The organism is Pseudomonas sp. P8_241 (genome assembly GCF_034008315.1).
Lineage (GTDB): Bacteria > Pseudomonadota > Gammaproteobacteria > Pseudomonadales > Pseudomonadaceae > Aquipseudomonas.
Genome location: NZ_CP125377.1, coordinates 4,753,466 through 4,775,747 on the forward strand (window position 1 = coordinate 4,753,466; position 22,282 = coordinate 4,775,747).

Below are 22,282 nucleotides of genomic sequence, written 5' to 3' on the forward strand. Positions count from 1 at the left end.
CGCCCACAATTGAAATGCATTCCCCTGTGAGCGCGAGCCTGCTCGCGATGAGGCCGCATAGCTCCCGCCACTCTTGACCCTTGATGCAAATCAAGATACCCCCACCCGCCCTCGCATAAAGTGCCCGACACTGCCAGCCTATCCGGGGGAATGCCCGCATGATGCTCGACGCCATTCGTTGGGACACCGATCTGATCCGCCGTTATGACCTGGCGGGACCGCGCTATACCTCTTATCCGACAGCCGTTCAATTCCACAGCCAGGTCGGCACGTTCGACCTGTTCCATGCCTTGCGCGACAGCCGCAAGGCCCTGCGTCCATTGTCGTTGTATGTGCATGTGCCGTTTTGCGCGAACATTTGCTACTACTGCGGCTGCAACAAGGTCATCACCAAGGACCGCGGGCGAGCACTGCCTTATTTGCAACGGCTGGAACATGAAATCCAGCTGATCGCCTGCCACCTCGACCCCACGCAAAAAGTCGAGCAACTGCATTTCGGTGGCGGCACGCCGACCTTTCTCAGCCACGACGAACTGCGCCAGTTGATGGCGCACCTGCGCAAACACTTCAACCTGCTGGACGATGACTCCGGCGACTATGGCATCGAAATCGACCCACGCGAGGCCGACTGGTCGACCATGGGCCTGTTGCGCGAACTGGGTTTCAATCGAGTCAGCATCGGCGTGCAAGACCTTGATCCGGCCGTGCAACGTGCGGTCAATCGCCTGCAAAGCCTGGAAGAAACCCGTGCGGTGATCGACGCTGCCCGCACTTTGCAGTTTCGTTCGATCAACATTGACTTGATCTACGGCCTGCCGAGACAGACGCCGGACAACTTTGCCCGCACCGTCGAGGAAGTCATCAGCCTGCAACCGGACCGCTTGTCGGTGTTCAACTATGCGCACCTGCCGGAACGCTTCATGCCGCAACGGCGGATCAACAGCAACGAGCTGCCGACACCGAGTCAGAAACTGGAAATGCTGCAACGCACCATCGATCAACTGACCGCCGCCGGATACCGCTACATCGGCATGGACCACTTTGCCCTGCCCGACGATGAACTGGCGATTGCTCAGGAAGACTCGACCCTGCAACGCAATTTCCAGGGCTATACCACCCACGGGCATTGCGACCTGATCGGCCTCGGGGTATCGGCGATCAGCCAGATCGGCGACCTGTACTGCCAGAACAGCAGTGACTTGAACCAATATCAGAACGCCCTTGCATCTTCGCAACTGGCCACCACTCGCGGCCTGCTGTGCAATGCCGACGACCGCTTGCGGCGCGCAGTGATTCAGCAACTGATCTGCCACTTCAGCCTGGAATTTTCCGACATCGAGCAGGCATTCAACATCGATTTCCAGGGTTACTTCGGCGAACTCTGGCCCCAGCTACAGGACATGGCCAAGGACGGGCTGATCGAGTTGGATCGCGACAGGATCACCATCCTGCCCGCCGGCCGGCTGCTGGCGCGATCGGTGTGCATGGTGTTCGACGCGTACCTGGAACAACACAGCCGCCAGCGCTTTTCTCGCGTGATCTAATTGTGCGAGCAAGCGCCACAGGCTGGCCTGAATATCCTATGGTGGGTTACCCTTACGTCTTATGTGTGATTTCCCACAAGGATTGAAGAAATGTCCGAGCCAGTAAAACTGCGCGCTCACAATCAGGCTCACTGCAAGGATTGCAGCCTGGCCCCTCTTTGCCTGCCACTTTCGTTGAATCTGGAAGACATGGATGCGCTGGACGAAATCGTCAAACGTGGCCGACCACTGAAGAAAGGCGAGTTTCTGTTTCGCCAGGGCGATGCCTTCGATTCTGTCTACGCCGTCCGTTCCGGTGCGCTCAAGACCTTCAGCCTGAGCGACACCGGCGAAGAACAAATGACGGGGTTTCACCTGCCCAGCGAACTGGTCGGACTGTCGGGCATGGACACCGAAAAACATCCGGTATCGGCGCAGGCGCTGGAAACCACCTCGGTGTGTGAAATCCCGTTCGAGCGCCTCGACGAACTGGCCCTGCAACTGCCGCAGTTACGTCGCCAGTTGATGCGCGTGATGAGCCGCGAAATCCGCGATGATCAGCAGATGATGTTGCTGCTGTCGAAAAAAACCGCCGACGAGCGCATTGCCACGTTCCTGGTCAATCTTTCGGCCCGCTTCCGCGCCCGGGGTTTTTCCGCCAATCAGTTCCGCCTGAGCATGTCGCGCAACGAAATCGGCAACTACCTGGGCCTGGCCGTGGAGACAGTGTCCCGCGTCTTCACCCGCTTCCAGCAGAACGAACTGATCGCGGCCGAAGGCAAGGAAATCCGTATCCTTGACCCGATCCAGCTGTGCGCGCTGGCCGGTGGTTCGCTGGAAAGCTGATACAAACCATCGCGGCTGAGCGAAACGGTTCAGCCGCCGTTATACTGCGTCGTTTGCAGCCTGCCAGGACACCCCGACGATGGTCTTCGACTCCTTCGACATCAAATCCCTCATCCGCCCTGTCATCGACTTCCCGAAACCGGGCGTGATCTTTCGCGACATCACGCCGCTTTTCCAGTCGCCGACGGCCCTGCGCCTGGTGATGGACAGCTTCGCCCATCGCTACGTCGAGGCCGACTTCACCCACATCGGCGCCATGGATGCCCGTGGCTTCCTGATCGGTTCGGTATTGGCCTATCAGTTGAACAAGCCGCTGGTGCTGTTCCGCAAACAAGGCAAGCTACCTGCCGACGTGTTGGCTGAGGGCTACGCGACCGAGTACGGCGAAGCCTTCCTTGAAGTGCACGCCGACAGCCTGTGCGAGGGCGATTCGGTGGTGATGTTCGATGACCTGATCGCCACCGGCGGCACGCTGATTGCCGCGGCGAACCTGATCCGCCGCATGGGCGCGCGGGTGCATGAAGCGGCGGCGATCATCGATCTGCCGGAACTGGGTGGTTCGCAGCGTCTGGAAGACATGGGCATTCCGACGTTCTGCCTGACGCAGTTTGCCCTTACCGACAAGTAAGCGGCGCCTGTACTGACGCCTCGCCGGCAAGCCGGCTCCTACAGTCGAGCGCGTCCTGTAGGAGCTGGCTTGCCAGCGATGGCGTCGGTCGCCGCACTGCAAAAACTCAAAGCCCCATCTGCTTGCTGATGATCTCGTTCATCACTTCCCGCGTCCCGCCCCCGATGGACAGAATCCGGTTATCGCGATACAGCCGCTCCACCAGGCTTTCACGCATGTAACCCAAACCGCCCAGAATCTGCACCGCATCGTTGACGATCCGGTCCGCCGTGTCCGTCGCGAAATTCTTGGCCATGGAAATTTCCTTGATCACACTCTGGCCTGCCGCCATTTTCGCCGCCTGCCGGTAGGTGAACTCCCGGGACACCTCCAGCGCCGTGGCCATTTCAGCAAGGCGATGTTTGATCACTTGAAACTTGCCGATTGGCTTGCCGAAGGCTTCCCGCTCTCTGGCCCATGTCAGGCTCTGTTCCAGGGCGAGTTGCGCGGTCATGTTGGCCATCAGCGCCAAGGCCAGCCTTTCACTCTGGAAGTTGCCCATAATGCAGGCAAATCCCATGTTCTCGGCACCGATCAGGTTTGCTGCGGGGACTCGGCAATCGTCGAAAAACAGTTCGGCCGTGTCCGACGCCCACCAGCCCATTTTCTTCAACGACCGCCCCACGGCGAAACGGGGCGTGCCCTTCTCGATCATTAACAGGCTGATGCCGGAAAAGCCCGGCTCACCGGTTCGCACCGCGACGGTATAGAAATCCGCACGGACGCCGCTGGTAATAAAGGTTTTACTGCCACTGACCCGATAGAAATCGCCGTCACGCACGGCACGGGTTTGCAAGTTGGCGACATCGGAACCGCCACCGGGCTCGGTGATGGCCAGGGCGCTGATTTTCTCGCCAGCCAGCACCTGTGGTACCACACGCTCACGAACGTCAGGCCTGGCCCATTTGAGAATCGGCGGCAAACCGATATCGAGCGAACCGAGCCCGGCCACCAGGCCTCCAGAGCCACATCGCATCAACTCTTCGCTGGCGGCGATTTTGGCGAACAGGTCCCCTTCGTGACTGCCACCCAACGTTTCCGGGTAGCCCATGCCGAGAATCCCTGCTGCGCCAGCCTTGAGGTAAAGTTCCCGGGGAAAGCCTTCAGCCTCTTCCCACTGATCAATATCCGGAAGAATCTCGCGTTCGACGAAACGCCTGACGCTGTCGCGGACCCGTTGGTGGCTGGGATCGAAGTATTCCTGAAAGGCAGGCATCGGCGAACTCCACTGAAGGCTTCAGCAAAGTTAACCGAGCGCTTGCTTGGTTTTCAAGCAATGAATCCGAGAATCAAAAGATCGCAGGCTGCGATCTTTTGCTTTAGTCAGAGAGTAATCGGCTTACGCCCTGCAAACGAATGCGCCAACGTCCCACCATCTACCAGCTCCAGCTCGCCACCCAGCGGCACGCCATGGGCGATGCGCGAAGCGATCAGACCTTTGCTGCTGAGCAATTGGGCGATGTAGTGCGCTGTGGCTTCACCTTCTACGGTCGGGTTGGTGGCGAGAATGACTTCAGCAAAGGTGCCAGCCTCTTCAATCCGCGTCATCAACTGCGGAATACCGATAGCCTCCGGCCCCAGCCCATCGAGCGGCGACAAATGCCCCTTGAGCACGAAATAACGACCACGGAAACCGGTCTGCTCGACCGCATAGACATCCATCGGCCCTTCCACCACGCAGAGCAAGGTATCGTCTCGCCGGGTGTCGGCGCATTGCGGGCATAGGTCATCTTCGGTCAACGTGCGGCACAAACGGCAATGACCCACCCCTTCCATGGCCTGCTTCAAAGCCAGTGCCAGTCGCGAGCCACCGCTGCGATCACGTTCAAGCAACTGCAACGCCATGCGCTGGGCAGTTTTCTGACCCACACCTGGCAGGATTCGCAGGGCGTCGATCAGTTGGCGAATCAAAGGGCTGAAGCTCATGGTGGAAAAGTCCGACATAACAACGAGACGCGGTTTATACCCGCGCCTCGAATACGCGTCAAATCAGTCTTGAGCGACGCGCACCACCAGCTTGCCAAAGTTGCGCCCCTCCAGCAGGCCGATAAATGCACCGGGAGCGTTCTCCAGGCCATCGACCACATCTTCGCGGAACTTCACCTTGCCTTCACGCACCCAAGGCGCCATCGCGCTGATGAACTCGGGCTGACGGTCACCGTAATCGTCAAACACGATAAAGCCCTGGATTCGCACTCGTTTGGTCAACAGCGTGCGCTGCAACAGTGGCAGGCGATCCGGTCCGCTCGGCGCCTCATGAGCATTGTAGGAAGCGATCAATCCACACAGCGGAATTCGCGCCTTGGGGTTGAGCAACGGAACGACGGCATCGAATACCTTACCGCCGACGTTTTCGTAGTAGACATCGATGCCCTCGGGGCACGCCCGGGCCAGCTCATCGACGAAGTCCGGGCTCTTGTGGTCGATGCAGGCATCGAAGCCCAACGCCTCAACCACATAGCGGCACTTGTCCACACCACCCGCCACGCCGACGACCCGCAAGCCCTTGATCTTCGCTACCTGGCCGACCACAGAACCCACGGCACCGGAAGCTGCCGCGACCACCAGCGTCTCACCGGACTTGGGCTGCCCGATGTCCATCAGGCCCATGTAGGCGGTCATGCCCGGCATGCCCAGCACACCCAGGGCCAATGACGGGCTCGGCAATCCGTTCGGAACGGGAATGATGCTGCGACCGTCATTGATGCTATGGCTCTGCCAACCTGTGGCGCCCACCACCCAATCGCCTTCCTGAAACTTGGGATTGAGTGAGCGCTCGACCCGGCTCACAGCACCACCGGTCATCACCCCGCCGATTTCCACCGGTGCGGCGTAAGACGGGGCATCACTCATGCGACCACGCATGTAAGGATCCAGCGACAGATAAACCGTCTTGAGCAATACCTCGCCATCGGCCAGATCCGGCAGCGCCACCCGCTCCAGACGAAAATTCTCCGGCGTCGGCGCGCCTACCGGACGCGAGGCGAGGACAATGCGTTGGTTGAGGGTCATGGGGTCGGACATAGTGGCGTCTCCTTTGATCGATGAGTGACTACAGGGGAGCAGACCTTTGTGGCGGTATGGCGTTCGATGTTTCTTCTGGGACCGAGTCGACTCCATCGCGAGCAGGCTCGCTCCTACAAGGGATCTGCACCAAATTCTCTGTGAGAGCGAGCCTGCTCGCGATAGTTATCTCACAGACACCGCAAACCAAACGCCAGAAACAAAAATGCCAGGCGCAATGCCTGGCATTTTTTTGTAGCCCATCCGACGCGCTTTAGCGAATCAGAACGGCAGTTTCATGCCCGGTGGCAGTTGCATGCCGGCGGTCATGCTGCCCATTTTGTCCTGGCTGTTGGCTTCGATCTTGCGCACGGCGTCGTTGACGGCGGAGGCGATGACCGCTTCCAGCATTTCCTTGTCGTCTTCGCTCATGCCTTCAACCAGGCTCGGGTCGATGGTCACGCTCTTGACGTCGTGACGACCGGTCATGACCACCGTGACCATATCGCCACCGGCCTTACCGATGACTTCGGCGTTGGCCAGTTCTTCCTGCATCTTGGCCATTTTTTCCTGCATCTGCTGCGCCTGCTTCATCAGGCCGGCCATGCCACCTTTCATCATGGGAATCACCTCAAAAGTACTTGGATCAAAACAGCGCTCGGCCTGTGCGGCCGAACGCCTTCAGTTATTAGCCCTGAGTGACCAGGACGTCGACAGGTTCAATAGTATCGTTTCGGACCACTGCACCGAACTGCTGCATCATCTGCTGGATGAACGGATCACCGTGGATCGATTCCTCCGCCTCGCGCTGACGATCGGCGCGACGGCGCGAGGCCGCTTGTGCCGGGGTTTCCTGCTCAGGCTTGATCAGCTCGATGCTCAGGGTCAGCGTGCGCTGATGATACTGGTTCAATGCATCGTTAAGGCGACGCAGCTGAGTGGCGTTGAACAAAGCACTGTGGGCCGGATCCAGGTGCATCAGCCAGTTGTCGCCATCGACCGCGATCAACGTGCAGTTGGCGGCGATACTGCCGGTCATGCCGGAGATCGGCAGTTTCGGGAACAGTTCGAGCCATTGCAGGGCCAGGCCCGTGGCCGGCATTGCCGCGGGCTCCGGCTCGGGCTCCGGCGCTGGATCGGCCGCATGCTCACTGGCCAGATCGTCGAGGTAACTGTAGGCCGAATCCATGTCCGGCTCGATGTAATCTTCGTCCAGCGGCGGCTCGTCGTCCGCGTCCATACCCGGTGTCGCGGCATCGACCTCGGCCACCGACGGTTCGGGAATCGGCGCGGCCGCCCATTCCGGGGCATCCGGTACCACGCTGTCTGGGGTTGGCAGTGGCATCGGCGGGAGTTCGGGTTGCTCGCTGGCGGTTTCCAGCACCGGCTCGATGGCGGGTTGCTGAACGGGCGCGGTTTCTACCGGGTCATTCCACGGCAGGTCAATGACTTCTTCGACCGCGACGGGCTCGGGCTCAGCGACAATCACCGGCGCAACGGGCTCAGGGACCGGTGCAGGCGCAACCACAGGAGTTGGAGACGGAGCAACCGCCACCGCCGCCACAACCGGCGAGGCAGCCACTGGTTTGGCAGAATCAACCGTGGCCTGGCTGATCCCCACTGGCTTTAGCGGCTGTCTCGGGGCGTCGACTGTCTCAGCTGGCCGGAATGCAAGCATCCGCAGCAGCACCATCTCGAAACCACCGCGCGGGTCCGGCGCCAGCGGCAAATCACGGCGTCCGATCAGACCCATCTGGTAGTAGAACTGCACGTCTTCGGCCGGCAAGGCCTGGGCCAGTGCCAGCACCCGGTCGCGGTCGCCGTGGCCGTTGTCGACGCCTTCCGGCAAGGCCTGGGCGATAGCGACGCGGTGCAGCACGTTGAGAATTTCCGAGAGCACGCCGTTCCAGTCCGGGCCTTGTTCGGCCAAATGACGGACGGCCTCGAGCAATGCCTTGGCGTCACCTTCGATCAACGCATGCAAAACGTCGTAAACCTGACCGTGATCGAGGGTACCGAGCATCGCCCGCACATCGGCGGCCATGACTTTGCCTTCACCGAAGGCGATGGCCTGGTCGGTCAGGCTCATGGCATCGCGCATCGAACCGTCGGCGGCACGACCCAGCAGCCACAGTGCGTCGTCCTCGAACGGTACGTTCTCGACCCCCAACACATGGGTCAAATGCTCGACCACCCGCTCCGGCGTCATGTTCTTCAAGGAGAACTGCAGGCATCGCGAGAGAATCGTTGCAGGAAGTTTCTGCGGATCAGTGGTAGCCAGGATGAACTTGACGTAGGGTGGCGGCTCTTCAAGGGTTTTGAGCAGCGCATTGAAAGAATGGCTCGAGAGCATGTGCACTTCGTCGATCAGATAGACCTTGAAGCGCCCACGGCTAGGCGCGTACTGCACGTTGTCGAGCAACTCGCGGGTGTCTTCGACCTTGGTGCGGCTCGCGGCGTCGATCTCGATCAGGTCGACGAAGCGGCCCTCGTCGATCTCGCGGCAAACCGAACATTCGCCACACGGCGTGGAAGTGATGCCTGTTTCACAGTTCAGGCATTTGGCGATGATCCGCGCGATGGTGGTCTTGCCGACCCCACGGGTACCGGTAAACAGGTAGGCGTGGTGCAGCCGCTGGCTGTCCAAGGCATTGATCAGAGCCTTGAGCACATGGGTCTGGCCGACCATTTCGCGGAACGAGCGCGGACGCCATTTACGTGCAAGAACCTGATAACTCATCGAAAACCGTCGCAGCGAAGGAAGCAGAAGCGGCTAATGCTAGCGGAGCAAGGCGCAAATTGCATCCGGCGCGCTCGTGTATTCTGGCGAGGCTGCGTTTTGCAGGCCTTTAATGGAGTGTTTAAGCGGCTGGCCTTGGGGGCAGTGCTATTGACCAGCCTGGATAGCACAGCCGCCGAGCCCCCGCTACGCTTCGTCGTGCCCGACAGCTGGGCAATGCCGATGGTCCAACTTGAACATGGCCGGCCGACCCAGGGCATCCTGTATGACGTGATGCTCAGCCTTGCCACACAGGTCGGCGTTGCGGCGGAGTTTCACGTGCTACCCCGAGCCCGTGTCCAGAGTGCCATGGAACACGGTGAGGTCGACGTGCGCTGCTACGCCGCCCAGTCGTGGCTGCCCAATCAATCTGGCGATTACATCTGGAGCATTCTGCTCTGGAGCCAACCCGACCTGCTGATCCGCCGTCCTGCCGCTGCACCTGCGATTATCCCGGCGAACTTGCCGCACCAATCCATCGGCACCGTCCTCGGCTATAGCTATCCGACCCTGCAACCGCTGTTCGATGCCCGGCAACTGCGTCGCGACGATGCGCGCAACCAGGAACAGGTGCTGGAAAAACTCCACGCCGGGCGCAATCAGTATGCGGTCAGCAATCAATGGACGCTGGACTGGTTCAACCAGCGCCTGCTGCCAAAGCAGCAGCTGCAAAGCGTGGCGATACTGCAGGAGCAAAAGGTCGGTTGCTACGTGCGCAACGACCCGCAAGTGCCTGTGCAACGCATTCTGCGCACCCTGCTACAGATGAAAATGTCCGGCGAGATCGATGACATCATTCGGCTGTACATCGGCCAGCCCTAGCGTCGCACACAAAAAACGCGCACAGCAAAATGCCGCCCCGGACAAGATCCATGGCAGAAAAAGAGAAAGTATGAGTTGGAAAAAAACGCTCACAGAGCGTTAAGGTGGTAACCCCACCAGCCACACCCCGGCACACAATGTTCCCGCTGTGGCTGCTGCCTTCCGGCTCTGACCAGGTTCACGGGTAATCGTTGCGGGGGGACCGATGGGGTCACCATAACGACGCTCACCTGTCGGCGAGCCGCGCCATTGTACCTATCTGAAGCAAAGTTACAACCGTTCGGACAGATAAAAAATATGAGCATGGTCAAGGACATGCGATGGCCTTGAAAAGGGTGGCGCCTGCGGCAGGCTATACCACCACGATTCTCCTTTTCCTTCCATGGCCGGCGCTAACTCAAAGGGATGCTTAATTGACGTCAGGATTTCAGCTGCAACCCTGAGAATCACGCTAACCATTAAAACAATGCCACCGGCGTCGCAGTCTTGCGAGACAACACCCGCAACTCATGAGCCGCTTTTCGGTGTTGCTGGGACATGACCGCGTACCTGATGTATTTTCCAGGTTTCCTCGAACAACCAGCGGCGCAAATTTTGTCAATCTCGCCCGATGAATACTAAAACTTAATAGGCATAAACATTAATTTCCCATTCAACGTCGCTGATATATCAATATTCATCAACGCCTCAATTATATTACTCACACTCTCATCAGGCATCACATCTTCCGAGAGGGCATCACCTATTTCATCCTCACTCAGTGAGCCATTCAACTTCAACTGTACAATATTTTTTATTCGAACCATTTCTCCCGGCTCACTAGCACCCGTCAAATAACCCTCCTCATAGTCAGACGACAACTCTTTCAGCACTTCCTCCAGAACGCTATCAAATGCCTTCTCAAATCCTAATGCATCATAAAAATCAACGTTAGCTACTGAATCACCGATAGACAAATGAGTTCGAAAATCCGAACCCCCGAACAGTTCGCTCTTGCTGAACCCCTCGTTAACGACCACGTCGGCGTCTAGATACAATCCGCCATACTGATAAAGAGACAACAGTTCAGCCAAATCCGAAAGGGATTTTTCTTTACCTGCGTTATCAGCCCCCTCAATTTCCGAGTAAATAGCTTCGATGTTTTTAAATGATATTTCATCATTTTTTGGCTTTATATATTTCAGCTCACCTGCATCCTTGATTTCAAAGTTTGAAAAATCACCTGAGACATCTGGGAATGCCTCTCTCGCTCGACCATCAAACCAAAGATACACCTTACTCTGTGAGCTTTTTTGAATTGTATTGACTATATTTGACGATACGTCGGCAGGTACTGCCCCATGGTAAAAAATATGAATTGTTAGCTTATCTTCATCAGGTGCCAACCCATCGAGATCTCTCAGTGTCACTGGATTATTCACAACCATGCAGTACAAGTTCAACCCAGCCACATCCCCCGCCGGATCAGCATTGATCCAACGCTGCAACCACGGCGCATAATACCTATAGCCATAGTAGTACAGCCCCGTCGCATCGCGCTCCTTCCCCGAATATCGCACGATCTTGTACTTCGCTTCGACTGAACTCTTCGCCGCCCACCACGCCGTGCCGCCATAGGGGTAGTAATATTCTTGACTGAGCAACTCGGCGTAATGATCTAATTCAAGCGTACTGCTGCTCAGGTGATCATTCAGGCAATAACGTATCTGATCGTTACTAATGCCTTTGCGCAACCCGCTTTCCCAATGCAATAAACGCACGCCATTACGACCGGCTTGCGCAACGACCACTTGCAAGTGTTCGCCTGATGTCCGCGTCCGAATTTCCAGTCCTGGCAAATAACGCACTTCACTTATGTGTTCGCCACCACGGGATTTGACTCGGCGCACTTTACGCACCCGCAAGCCACCACCGTCATAAACATAGATTTCGACATCGTCGTCCTGGCCATCCTCCTCGTCGCGCAACACTTGCGTCACTTGTTGCAATTGGTTGCGGGCATTCCACTGCATGACCTGACCCGCACTCAATTCCAGTTGATTACCGTTGGCATCAAATCCCTTGGTCCAATCAATGGGTGAGTCGCCTTTGAACAGGCTGCGGTTACTGCGCTCGTCTACCACCATTTCACGGACATAAGTGTTGCCGGCCCCGGCATCGTGCTTGAGCCTGGTTAGATTTGCGCCAGGATCGTAGGTGTAGGTTTGGGTATAATTGCGCCACCGACTGTCGTCTTTCGTACCAAAAATCTCCAACTCCGGCAACTCCGGGCGAATAGTCTGGCTGGCGTTTTCACGACCGCTAGCGCTCGTTAGTTGGTACAGGGTGTCATATGTATAAGTACTCACGGCCTGAATACGCTGCTGTGCGAACCATTGCACCGGCTGAGAGCGGTCTTCAATGCACTCGATATTGCCTACAGGGTCGTATTGGTAATACAAATCCTGCAAAACTTTGCCACTCAACCTGCTGGCTTTCAGGTGGCATAACCTGCCGTCCTCCGCAGAGTAATGAGCAGTAGTAACTACGTCATTGCCGGCCTGCTCAACCTCGACCTGACCAAACGCGGTGTAGGTCGAACTTTTGAGTAATGCGACATCGTCCAGATATAGAGCAAATGGCTGGCCCGCGACATTCGCTTCGAACCTTTGCCGGTGACCTAAAGCGTCGACTTGTTCCACCACGCCGCCCAACGCATCGTGACGCCAATGGGTGGTAAAGGCGCGCGTCTCCAGATCGGCTTCGGACGCCGGCCAGCTGGGAACACTCAGTGAGGCGCAAAACTGACGCGCTTCAACCAAAGGCTGGCCAGACAACCCATACGACTCATGCCACAAACTACCCGCCGAATCATCATGGCGAATCAGTCGGCCGCAGCGGTTGACGAGAGCTTCCTCCTCATTCGCGACTGCATAGGCAAAACGCTCCACACAGTGGGTGGTTTGCTCAAGCACCTCCGAAAGTCGCATCAGCTCGTCGTAGTGATAGCTTCGATGCGTTTTCCGACCGTCCCAGGTATCGCTCAACTGTCCCGTGGCGTCATTGCAGGCAAGCCACCAGCCGGCATCGACGCTATCTGCTTGCAGCTCCTTTCCACTAAGGCTATAGAGCGTGGTTCGATTGGGTCGAACGCCGCCCTCTACCTCGCTTAGCGCAAGCAGACGCGGATCCCATTGCTGGTGAACACGCCCACTGGCATCCAGAACATGTCGATGAGTCCTGACAACCTGATCCTCCTCAACATCCTGGCGATGGTATGTAATCATGCGGACAGACAAGCCACGTGAATCCGATACCACTAATGACGGGGTGTGCTGATGCAGGCAAGCTGGCATGAATAGACCTCCATTTCAGGATACGCGTCCTAAATTGCAGCATTGGCAATTGGAGACTAGCAGAGGCAGCAAAAAACGCCGTATGAAGCGATTCCCCTGTACGGACACTCGCTTCATTGCGTCGTTTTATCTACAGGTCCTGCAACACCACATCAGCCCTCCCACCCTCTTGCTGGATCACCAGGTGGATAAAGTGCAGCCTGGCGATCACCGCCGGTGGCAGAACGAACGGATAGAAATCCGGCTGGCCCATGCTGCGTGACAACTCGTTGAGCATCCCGGCCAGTTCGATCCATGCATTGACGAACGACAGGAATGCCGCGCCGCCGGGATGCTGCGGATCGTAGAGGGTGTCGAGCGCAAACGGCTGGTAGTCGAAGTCCATTTCCCGGGCACTCATGCCGAACCCCAGCGCAGTGTCGACTGCATCCATCATGTGCAGGTAATGCGCCCAGGTTTCCGCCCAGTCTTCCCATGGATGCATGGTGGCGTAGGCGCTGACGAAGCGCGCTTGCCAGTCCAGCGGTGCGCCTTGCTGGTAATGCCGTTCGAGCGCGTCAGCGTAGCTGGCACGCTCATCACCGAACAGGCTCCGAAACGGCTCCAGCCAATGGCTGTTGGCGATCAGCCGATCCCAGTAGTAGTGACCGACCTCATGACGAAAATGCCCCAGCAACGTGCGATAGGGCTCGTGCATCTGCACCCGCACCTGTTCGCGGTGAGCATCGTCGGCCTCTTTGATATCGAGGGTGATCAAGCCATTGGCATGACCTGTGGTTGGCGGTGTTCCGTCAAGGTCCACGCCGATGAAATCAAATGCCAGGCCGGTTTCTTCGTGGGCGGTTTTAGCAATGACCGGCAGACCCAGCGTGATCAATTGCGCGACCATCCGGCGTTTGGCGGTTTCGACCTTGCACCAGCGTTCGTGATTCTCAGGCATCGACAGGTCGGGAATGGTGCGATTCAGACGACAGGCGATGCACAGCGTTTCGTACTCGTCGACGGGAAGCAGCCAGTTGCATGCGGCGGGTGAATCGAGGTTGGCACAACGACGATACGCACCCGCTGCCGGGTCGGCGTCGAGCACCCAGGTTTGCGCTAGCTCACCCGGTTGCAGCGAGGACAAACGGCTCTGCTCAGGCTGATAACCCAATGCCGCTGAACAGGCCAGGCACTGGCTGTTGCGAAAGAACAGCGATTGCCCGCAACGACAGGGCCAGACCTTGCTGTTACGGGAGTTTTCGCCCATGAAGGGTGCGGCGATGCGCGAGCTGAGCTGCTCGAAGAAACGGAACATGGCGATCTCTCCCTGGGGCTTGCAGAGACTAGATCATTCCCGCTTCAAGAACGTTCCCCTTTTTTGTAGGAGCCGGCTTGCCGGCGAAGGCGGTCTTGAGCCTTGCACCAATCTTTCGGGCCTCTTCGCTGGCAAGCCAGCTCCTAGAAGGGTTGCGTAGACCTGTATGGCATCACACGGTAATACCGTGCGTGCTCAAAAACGCCACAAACGCCTCTTCATCCAGCACCTTCAAGCCCAGCTCATTGGCCTTGGTCAACTTCGACCCCGCTCCCGGCCCCGCAACGACACAATGGGTCTTGGCCGACACAGAGCCGGCGACTTTCGCCCCCAGACTTTCTAGCTTGTCCTTGGCCACATCGCGGCTCATCAGCTCCAGCGAGCCGGTCAGCACCCAGGTCTGACCCGCCAGTGGCAGGCCTTCGACAATTTTTTTTTCACTCTTCCAGTGCATGCCGAAATCGGCCAGTTGCTTCTCGGCGGCTTCGGCCAATAGTCGATTTTCCTCGACCGCAAAAAACTCGCGCACCGAATTGGCCTGCTTCTCCGGCAGTGCCTGGCGCATATCCAGCCAATCCGCGCCGATCACTGCTTGCAGCGAGCCGAACCGGTCAGCCAATTTCTGCGCCCCGCCCGGCCCTACCGATGGAATGTGCAGCTTGTCGAGGAAACCACCCAGAGTGGTGCTGGCCGCAAATTCGGCACCCAGCTCACCCTGATCCTGAATCTGCAACCCATGCTTTAGCAGTTCATCGATCACCTGCTGGTTGTGCGCGTCTTCGAAGAAACTGTGGATTTCATGCGCGACTTCCAGACCGACATCCGGCAAGTACGTCAGCACCTGCGGCAAAGCCTGCTGTACCCGCTCCAGCGAACCCAGCGAGCGGGCCAGAACCTTGGCCGTCTCCTCACCGACATCGGGAATCCCGAGGGCATAGATGAAACGCGCCAGGCCCGGTTTCTTGCTGTCTTTGATGGCGCTGAGCAATTTCTTGCTCGACAGTTCGGCAAAGCCTTCCAGATCGACAATGTCCTCGAACTTCAAGGCATACAGATCGGCCGGCGAACTGACCAGGCCTTCATCCACCAATTGCTCGACGCTCTTGTCGCCCAGGCCTTCAATGTCCATGGCGCGACGGGAGACGAAATGGATGATCGCCTGCTTAAGCTGTGCACCACACGCCAGCCGGCCAACACAGCGATACACCGCGCCTTCGCTGACGGTCTCACGACCCTTGCTGCGCTTGATCAACTGCGTGCGCTCGACATGGGAACCGCACACCGGGCACTGCTCCGGAATCTGCACCGGCCGGGCGTCTTCCGGGCGACGCTCCATGACCACTTGCACCACTTGTGGAATCACGTCACCGGCGCGACGGATGATCACCGTGTCGCCGATCATCAGGCCCAGGCGCGCCACCTCGTCCATGTTGTGCAGCGTGGCATTGGCCACGGTGACACCGGCAACCTTGACCGGTTTAAGCCGCGCCACTGGCGTCACAGCACCAGTACGTCCAACCTGGAACTCTACATCGAGCAACTCGGTAAGCTCTTCCATGGCCGGGAATTTGTGGGCGATGGCCCAACGTGGTTCGCGGGCGCGAAAGCCCAGTTCGCGCTGGGAGGCAATGCTGTTGACCTTGAACACCACACCATCGATTTCATAGGGCAGCGCGTTGCGACGCTCACCGATATCGCGGTAGTAATCGAGGCATTCGGCGATGCCATTGGCCAGTTTCAGCTCATGACTGATCGGCATGCCCCAGGCCTGGAGTTGCTGCAGATTGCCGATGTGCGTATCGGCAATATCCGCCGACACCTGGCCGATGCCGTAGCAACAGAATTCCAGTGGGCGATTGGCAGTGATCTTCGAGTCCAGCTGACGCAAACTGCCTGCCGCCGCGTTGCGTGGGTTGGCGAACGTCTTGCCGCCGACTTCCAGCTGCGTGGCGTTGAGCCGTTCGAAACCGGCCTTGGACATGAAGACTTCACCGCGCACTTCCAGGGTCGCCGGCCAGCCTGTGCCATGCAACTTGAGTGGAATATTGCGCACGGTGCGCACGTTGACGCTGATATCTTCACCGGTCGTGCCATCACCGCGTGTTGCGCCGCGGACCAATACTCCATCCTGATACAGCAGACTGACCGCCAGGCCATCGAGCTTGGGTTCACAGCTGTATTCAACCGTGGCGCCGCCACCGAACAGGTCGCCGGCGGGCAGGTCGAGGCCCTCGGTCACCCGGCGATCGAACTCACGCATGTCGGTTTCTTCGAAGGCGTTGCCAAGGCTGAGCATTGGCACTTCGTGACGCACCTGGGTAAACGCCGAAAGCGCCGCACTGCCTACTCGCTGAGTCGGCGAATCGCTGGTGATCAGATCGGGGTTGGCGGCTTCGAGAGCCTTGAGTTCATTGAACAAGCGGTCGTACTCGACGTCCGGAATGCTCGGCTCGTCGAGGACGTGATAACGATAATTGTGCTGATCCAGCTCGGCGCGCAGTTCTAGAATGCGGTTTTTGGCGGCAGTCATGGGTGTTCTCTCATAAAGCAAAAGAGCAGCCGAGGCTGCTCCTGATAAATCTCATCGCGCTTAACAGATCGCAGCCTCGTTTCACTCGACAGCTCCTACACAGCTCCTACGGCAATCCGCAATCCTGTAGGAGCTGTCGAGTGAAACGAGGCTGCGATCGTTTGATCTTAGCGCTTCTGGGTCAAGGCACGGCGCTCAAACTCGACGATGCGCTGACGATAATGCTCGATCGTCTGGGCAGTCAGTACGCTGCGCTGGTCGTCCTTCAGTTCGCCGTTCAGCTCCTGGGACAATTTGCGCGCCGCCGCGACCATCACGTCGAAGGCCTGTTTCGGATGACGCGGGCCTGGCAGACCGAGGAAAAAGCTCACGGCCGGGGTGCTGAAATGATCGATGTCGTCCAGGTCGAACACCCCTGGCTTGACTGCGTTGGCCATGGAAAACAGCACTTCGCCGTTGCCCGCCATGCTTTCGTGCCGATGGAAAATGTCCATCTCGCCGAAACGCAAACCGCTCTCCAGAATGTTCTGCAGCAATGCCGGGCCCTTGAAGCCGGCCGCATCACGGCAGATCACGCTGATCACCAGCACCTCTTCAGCCTGCGGCTGTTCTCTTTCGCTGACCGATGGCGCGGGTTTGCTGTCATCGGGAAAATCGTCGTCGCGACTGCTGAAGCTCGGACCGCCGTCCAGATCCAGGCTGAGGTTCATGTCGCCCTGTGACGGTTCGCCATGGCTACGCTTGCCACGCTTGGAGCCTGATTCGCGAGACTCACGGGCCGGCATGCTCACCGACGGCAGATCGTGCTCGTCCAGTTGCGGTTCTTTATGCGTATCCAGCACGCGCGGCGGGCCCAGCACCTCGGCGCTGACGGTATCGTCGTCCGACTGACTGGACAGGTTTCGATCAAGGCGGAATTTCAGTTTTCCCTTGCCGCCGCGCATACGGCGCCAGCCATCAAAAAGAATACCGGCAATGACAATAATGCCGATGACGATCAGCCACTCGCGCAGACCGATTTCCATGTAATCCCGTGCCTCTATAAAAAATGCTGAAAAATAAGGGGTTTACAACCTGCAAACCGCTTTAAAACGTGGCGCCAACTCTATGTTCTGACAGGCGTTTTGCCCACGTATACGAAAAATTGACATTAAACTAGCACGACCAAAGGCAACTTTACACCGTCTACATCCCCGGCTTTAACGAATATGTCGATTAGCCAGCAAGTTGATACTCGCAATCAAGTCCTACAGAGCACAACCAATCATCCTGCAGCCTCGACTCAGGCATCCACCATCGCCATTGCCTCCTCCACATCTACAGCTACCAGACGCGAACAGCCGGGCTCATGCATCGTCACACCCATCAGTTGATCAGCCATTTCCATGGCTATCTTGTTGTGGGTGATGTAGATGAATTGCACCGTTTGCGACATCTCCTTCACCAGCCGTGCGTAGCGTCCAACGTTAGCGTCATCCAGTGGCGCGTCAACTTCATCGAGCATGCAGAACGGCGCCGGATTCAACTTGAAGATTGCAAAAACCAGCGCCAATGCGGTGAGGGCTTTTTCGCCACCAGAGAGCAAATGGATGGTGCTGTTCTTCTTTCCGGGCGGCTGCGCCATGATTGTTACCCCTGTATCGAGTAGATCTTCGCCCGTCAGTTCCAAATACGCGCGTCCACCACCGAAAACTTTTGGGAAAAGCGCCTGTAAACCGCCATTGATCTGATCAAAGGTATCTTTGAAACGGTTGCGGGTTTCCTTGTCGATCTTGCGAATCACGTTCTCAAGCGTTTCAAGAGCCTCCACCAGATCGTCGTTCTGTGCATCCAGATAACGTTTACGCTCCGATTGTTGCTGGTACTCGTCGATGGCCGCGAGGTTGATCGCACCAAGGCGCGCAATGCGCGCGGCAATGCGCTCGAGCTCTTCTTCAGCGTCTTTCTCGTTGGCCTCGGCGGGCAGCGTAGTGAGCACGCCGTGCAGGTCGTAGCCGTCCTCCTGCAACTGGTCCTGCAGGGTCTTGCGGCGCACCGTCAGGGCCTGCCATTCCATGCGCTGGGTTTCGAGCTGGCCGCGAATCAGTTGGGACTGTTGCTCAGCCTGGTTGCGGCGCTTCTCGGCATCACGCAGTTCGCGGTCGGCGTCTTCCAGGGCGATCTGCGCGGTCTTGAGCTCTTCGTCGACGGTCATGCGCTTGTCGAGCAGCTCCTCGAGTTTCAGGCGCAATTCTTCCAGCGGTGCTTCGCCTTCTTCCAGATTGAGGCTTAATTGCTCACGTTTTTCGGTCAGGCGTTCGGACTGCATTTCCAGACGCTCCAGCGCCTGACGCGTCGAATCGTGCTGGGCCTTGAGCGAGCCCAGGCGCACCGCCAATTGATGTGCGTGATCCTTGTGTTGACGCGCTTCCTGACGCACCCGGTCCAGACGTTCGCGCAAGCTGTCGCGCTGGGCCAGCAGCAATTCGCGCTGCTCGGTGTCCAGCGCCATGCTGTCGAGGGCCTCCTGCAATTGCAGGCGCGCTTCGCCGATGTTTTCGTGTTCCAGCGCGCGCTGTTCGTCCAGCTCGACGAGCTCGTCATCGAGACGTGTGCGACGCAAGGTCAACTGTTCCGCCTTGGCTTTACCGGCAGACAATTGCGCTTTGAGTTCACCTTGCTGACGCGCTTCGTCTTGCAGCAGACGACGCAGATGTTCGCGACCGTTTTCCTGCTGACGCTGCTGCGCCCTGAGATTCTGAAGCTGGGTTTCCAGGGTTTCGACGGTGGCTTCGCGCTCGTCGCGCTCAAGCCCCAACTGCTGGATTTCCTGACCCCGGGCAAGCACGCCGCTTTCGGCTTCACTGGCTCGACGCACCCGCAGGAAATGTCGAGCGACCCAATAACCATCGCGACTGATCAGGCTCTGGCCGGCGGTCAATTGAGCGCGCAAGGCCAGGGCCTGCTCGAGGCTGTCGACCGGTTTGACCTGCCCCAGCCACGGCGACAGATCGATCTGAGCCTCGACCTTGTCGAGCAAGCTGCCCGCCACCCGCACGCCATCGCCAGCCGGGCTGAGCAAACGCAGGTCGCCCTGGGCAAACCCGGCCAGATCAAAACCATTGAAATCATCCACCAGCACCGCTTGCAGATCGGCGCCAAGCACGGTTTCCACCGCCAGCTCCCAGCCTGCTTCAACCTTCAGGCCTTCAGCCAGGCGTGGGCGATTCGCAAGATTCTGTTCGCGCAGCCATTCGGCGGTGCCCGTACCCGGATCGAGCGCGGCTTGCTGCAAGGCCTCCAGCGAGGCCAGTCGACCATTGAGTCGCTGCAAATCACCCTGGGCCTGCTGCTGCGCCGACAGCGCTTGCTGCAGTTCCTGACGCAATTGCTCAAGCTTCTCGACCTGCGCTTCTTCGCTGGTCTGCAAATCCTCGAGCGTCGCTTCGGATTCAGCGAGCTGCTCGCTGAGTTCCATGATCGCCGCGTCTTCCGGATCCGCCGAAAGCAAGGCACGCTCTTCAGTCAGGCGCTTCTGACGATCAGCCAGGCGCTCCATGCTGGTTTCCAGCTGCTGAATCCGCGACTGCTGAACTTCTGCCTGACGTCGAGGCTCGGCGGCGGTGAGGTTGAACGTATCCCACTGCTCCTGCCAGCCGTGCATGGTGGTTTCGGAGTCTTCCAGCGCGGCGGCAGCTTCTTCAGCCGCGGCGCTGGTGACTTCCTGCTCCGGCGTGAGCATGTCCAGTTCTTCACCGAGGGTCAGCAACAGCGTACGGTCGTGCCCCAGGTGAGATTCGGTTTCCAGGCGCGCGCGCTCGGCTTCTTTCAGATCGTCCTGCAGCTGACGCAAACGTTGCTGACCGTGCTGGATGCTCTGTTCGACCCGGGCGATATCGCCGCCGACCGAATAAAAACGCCCCTGCACCAGATTGAAGCGTTCAGAGAGATCATGATGACCATCGCGCAAGCGCTCGATGCTCGCATCGGCATTGCGTTGCTCGGCCACCAACGCTTCGAAAGAGACTTCCTGCGTACCGATGATCGCTTCGCGCTGGCCGACCTGATCGTTCAGGTCCTGCCAGCGCAATGCCGACAACTGCGCCTTGAGCTGACGCTCCTCACCCTTGTATTCCTGATATTTCTTGGCAGCCTCGGCCTGGCGATGCAAACGCTCGAGCTGACGCGTCAGCTCTTCGCGAAGGTCGGTCAGGCGCTCAAGGTTTTCGTGGGTGCGGCGAATGCGGTTTTCCGTCTCGCGCCGGCGCTCCTTGTACTTTGAGATGCCCGCGGCTTCTTCAATAAAGTTACGCAGGTCTTCGGGCTTGGATTCGATCAGCTTGGAGATCATCCCCTGCTCGATGATCGAATAACTGCGCGGGCCCAGACCGGTACCCAGAAAGATATCGGTGATGTCGCGACGGCGGCATTTGGTGCCGTTGAGATAGTAAGTGGTCTGGCTGTCGCGGGTCACTTTGCGGCGAATGGAAATTTCCGCGTAGGCCGCGTATTCCCCAAGCAGCGTGCCATCGGAGTTATCGAAGACCAGCTCGATGCTCGCCTGGCTTACCGGTTTGCGGCTGGTCGAGCCGTTGAAGATGACGTCGGTCATCGACTCGCCACGCAAATTCTTGGCTGAACTTTCGCCCATCACCCAGCGAACGGCGTCGATGATGTTCGACTTGCCGCACCCATTGGGTCCGACCACCGCCGCCATGTTGCTGGGGAAGTTCACCGTGGTCGGATCGACGAAGGACTTGAACCCCGCCAGCTTGATGCACTTTAGCCGCACGCTTCAAGCATCCGTCAGGGCAGAGATCACCAGATCGCAGCTGCGCTGGGCGTAAGCCGTCAGCACTTCGCGGATCTGTGCAGAGTCTCGGGCGATCACCGCCGCGAGCAGGCGTTCGAACAGTTCCAGGTACTCGCTCATCGAAGCCTTGCGCTGATCCAGGGCAAGAAAATACGCACGGCTCATGGCCGGCTGCAGATTCTCGACGGTTTCCTGCAAGTACGGGTTGTTGGCGAACGGATACGTTGCACGCATCACACTGAAACTGTCGTCGACAAACGCATGGATGTCCTGACGCTCATAGCTGGCCGTCAAGCGTTGCTGAATCTGCACGAACGGCGCGAGGTCGGCCTGGACTTTCCAGCCACTGGCCACGGCATTGGCGAGCAGGATGTACATCTCGCTCATCAGCGTGCACAGGCTCTGTACTTTATGTGCAGTGAGCTCGGTGACGTGGGCGCCACGTCGCGGCAGTATCGCGATCAGGTGCCGACGCTCAAGGATCAGCAAGGCTTCGCGGACCGATCCGCGACTGACATTGAGGGCCAGCGTAACCTTCTGTTCCTGGATGCGCTCCCCGGGCTTCATTTCGCCGCGAATGATGCGTTCGGCGAGGTGGTGAGCGATTTGCTCGGCGAGGCTGTCCGGCGCCTTGAACGTCATGGTTGTCCTTCAAACTCTTCGATCTGCACAAGCGGCGCAGTGTAGC

At 58.4% G+C, this 22,282-nt stretch carries 15 protein-coding genes and 1 other RNA gene; 4 read left to right on the top strand and 12 right to left on the bottom strand.

The genetic code is table 11. The annotated features are described in order from the left end of the window. Nucleotides 1–161: 161 nt before the first annotated feature. The 3 genes from hemN (at nt 162) to QMK58_RS21310 (ending at nt 2,997) form a co-directional block, all read left to right on the top strand. Entirely contained in the window at nt 162–1,544 is a 1,383-nt protein-coding gene (gene hemN, locus QMK58_RS21300) for an oxygen-independent coproporphyrinogen III oxidase (protein WP_053157980.1), read from the top strand. 90 nt (nt 1,545–1,634) lie between these two features. Beyond that, nucleotides 1,635–2,369, top strand: a complete 735-nt coding sequence (gene fnr, locus QMK58_RS21305; RefSeq protein WP_053157506.1) for a fumarate/nitrate reduction transcriptional regulator Fnr — start codon at nt 1,635–1,637, stop codon at nt 2,367–2,369. Between the two features lie 79 nt (nt 2,370–2,448). After that, complete coding sequence (locus tag QMK58_RS21310; RefSeq protein ID WP_027921719.1) at nt 2,449–2,997, top strand: adenine phosphoribosyltransferase; 549 nt, start codon at nt 2,449–2,451, stop codon at nt 2,995–2,997. Nucleotides 2,998–3,103: 106 nt separating this feature from the next. On the opposite strand, the gene QMK58_RS21315 is transcribed toward QMK58_RS21310, so the two are convergent. The 5 genes from QMK58_RS21315 to dnaX all read right to left on the bottom strand — a co-directional run bounded on the left by QMK58_RS21315 (nt 3,104) and on the right by dnaX (nt 8,779). Then, nucleotides 3,104–4,252, bottom strand: a complete 1,149-nt coding sequence (locus QMK58_RS21315) for an acyl-CoA dehydrogenase family protein (protein WP_320395393.1) — start codon at nt 4,250–4,252, stop codon at nt 3,104–3,106. Nucleotides 4,253–4,359: 107 nt separating this feature from the next. Beyond that, nucleotides 4,360–4,962 carry a recombination mediator RecR gene (recR, locus tag QMK58_RS21320; protein ID WP_053157977.1) on the bottom strand — a complete coding sequence of 201 codons (603 nt, stop codon included), beginning with the start codon at nt 4,960–4,962 and terminating at the stop codon, nt 4,360–4,362. Between the two features lie 63 nt (nt 4,963–5,025). After that, nucleotides 5,026–6,060, bottom strand: coding sequence for an NADP-dependent oxidoreductase (locus QMK58_RS21325; RefSeq protein WP_320395394.1), 1,035 nt, complete (start codon nt 6,058–6,060; stop codon nt 5,026–5,028). Nucleotides 6,061–6,321: 261 nt separating this feature from the next. Then, nucleotides 6,322–6,660, bottom strand: a complete 339-nt coding sequence (locus tag QMK58_RS21330) for a YbaB/EbfC family nucleoid-associated protein (protein WP_053157493.1) — start codon at nt 6,658–6,660, stop codon at nt 6,322–6,324. Nucleotides 6,661–6,727: 67 nt separating this feature from the next. After that, complete coding sequence (gene dnaX / locus QMK58_RS21335) at nt 6,728–8,779, bottom strand: DNA polymerase III subunit gamma/tau (protein WP_320395395.1); 2,052 nt, start codon at nt 8,777–8,779, stop codon at nt 6,728–6,730. Between the two features lie 222 nt (nt 8,780–9,001). Between dnaX and QMK58_RS21340 the strand changes: the two genes are divergently transcribed. Next, nucleotides 9,002–9,640 (top strand): transporter substrate-binding domain-containing protein, encoded by a 639-nt coding sequence (locus QMK58_RS21340; protein WP_320395396.1) that lies wholly within the window; start codon nt 9,002–9,004, stop codon nt 9,638–9,640. Between the two features lie 111 nt (nt 9,641–9,751). On the opposite strand, the gene ffs is transcribed toward QMK58_RS21340, so the two are convergent. The 7 genes from ffs to QMK58_RS21375 all read right to left on the bottom strand — a co-directional run bounded on the left by ffs (nt 9,752) and on the right by QMK58_RS21375 (nt 22,236). Next, an RNA gene (gene ffs / locus QMK58_RS21345) (signal recognition particle sRNA small type) lies at nt 9,752–9,848 on the bottom strand. Nucleotides 9,849–10,257: 409 nt separating this feature from the next. Then, complete coding sequence (locus QMK58_RS21350) at nt 10,258–12,975, bottom strand: RHS repeat-associated core domain-containing protein (RefSeq protein ID WP_320395397.1); 2,718 nt, start codon at nt 12,973–12,975, stop codon at nt 10,258–10,260. Nucleotides 12,976–13,105: 130 nt separating this feature from the next. Further along, complete coding sequence (locus tag QMK58_RS21355) at nt 13,106–14,272, bottom strand: putative zinc-binding metallopeptidase (RefSeq protein WP_320395398.1); 1,167 nt, start codon at nt 14,270–14,272, stop codon at nt 13,106–13,108. 172 nt (nt 14,273–14,444) lie between these two features. Next, the gene (gene ligA / locus QMK58_RS21360; protein ID WP_053157480.1) at nt 14,445–16,802 is read right to left on the bottom strand and encodes an NAD-dependent DNA ligase LigA; all 2,358 of its coding nucleotides are present in this window, start codon (nt 16,800–16,802) and stop codon (nt 14,445–14,447) included. A 167-nt stretch (nt 16,803–16,969) separates the two neighbouring features. Then, nucleotides 16,970–17,827, bottom strand: coding sequence for a cell division protein ZipA (gene zipA / locus QMK58_RS21365; protein ID WP_053157476.1), 858 nt, complete (start codon nt 17,825–17,827; stop codon nt 16,970–16,972). Nucleotides 17,828–18,084: 257 nt separating this feature from the next. Continuing rightward, a complete protein-coding gene (smc, locus tag QMK58_RS21370; protein WP_053157473.1) occupies nt 18,085–21,573 on the bottom strand; it encodes a chromosome segregation protein SMC in 3,489 nt (1,162 codons plus the stop codon). Between the two features lie 3 nt (nt 21,574–21,576). Further along, complete coding sequence (locus tag QMK58_RS21375) at nt 21,577–22,236, bottom strand: GntR family transcriptional regulator (protein ID WP_053157469.1); 660 nt, start codon at nt 22,234–22,236, stop codon at nt 21,577–21,579. Nucleotides 22,237–22,282 lie beyond the last annotated feature (46 nt).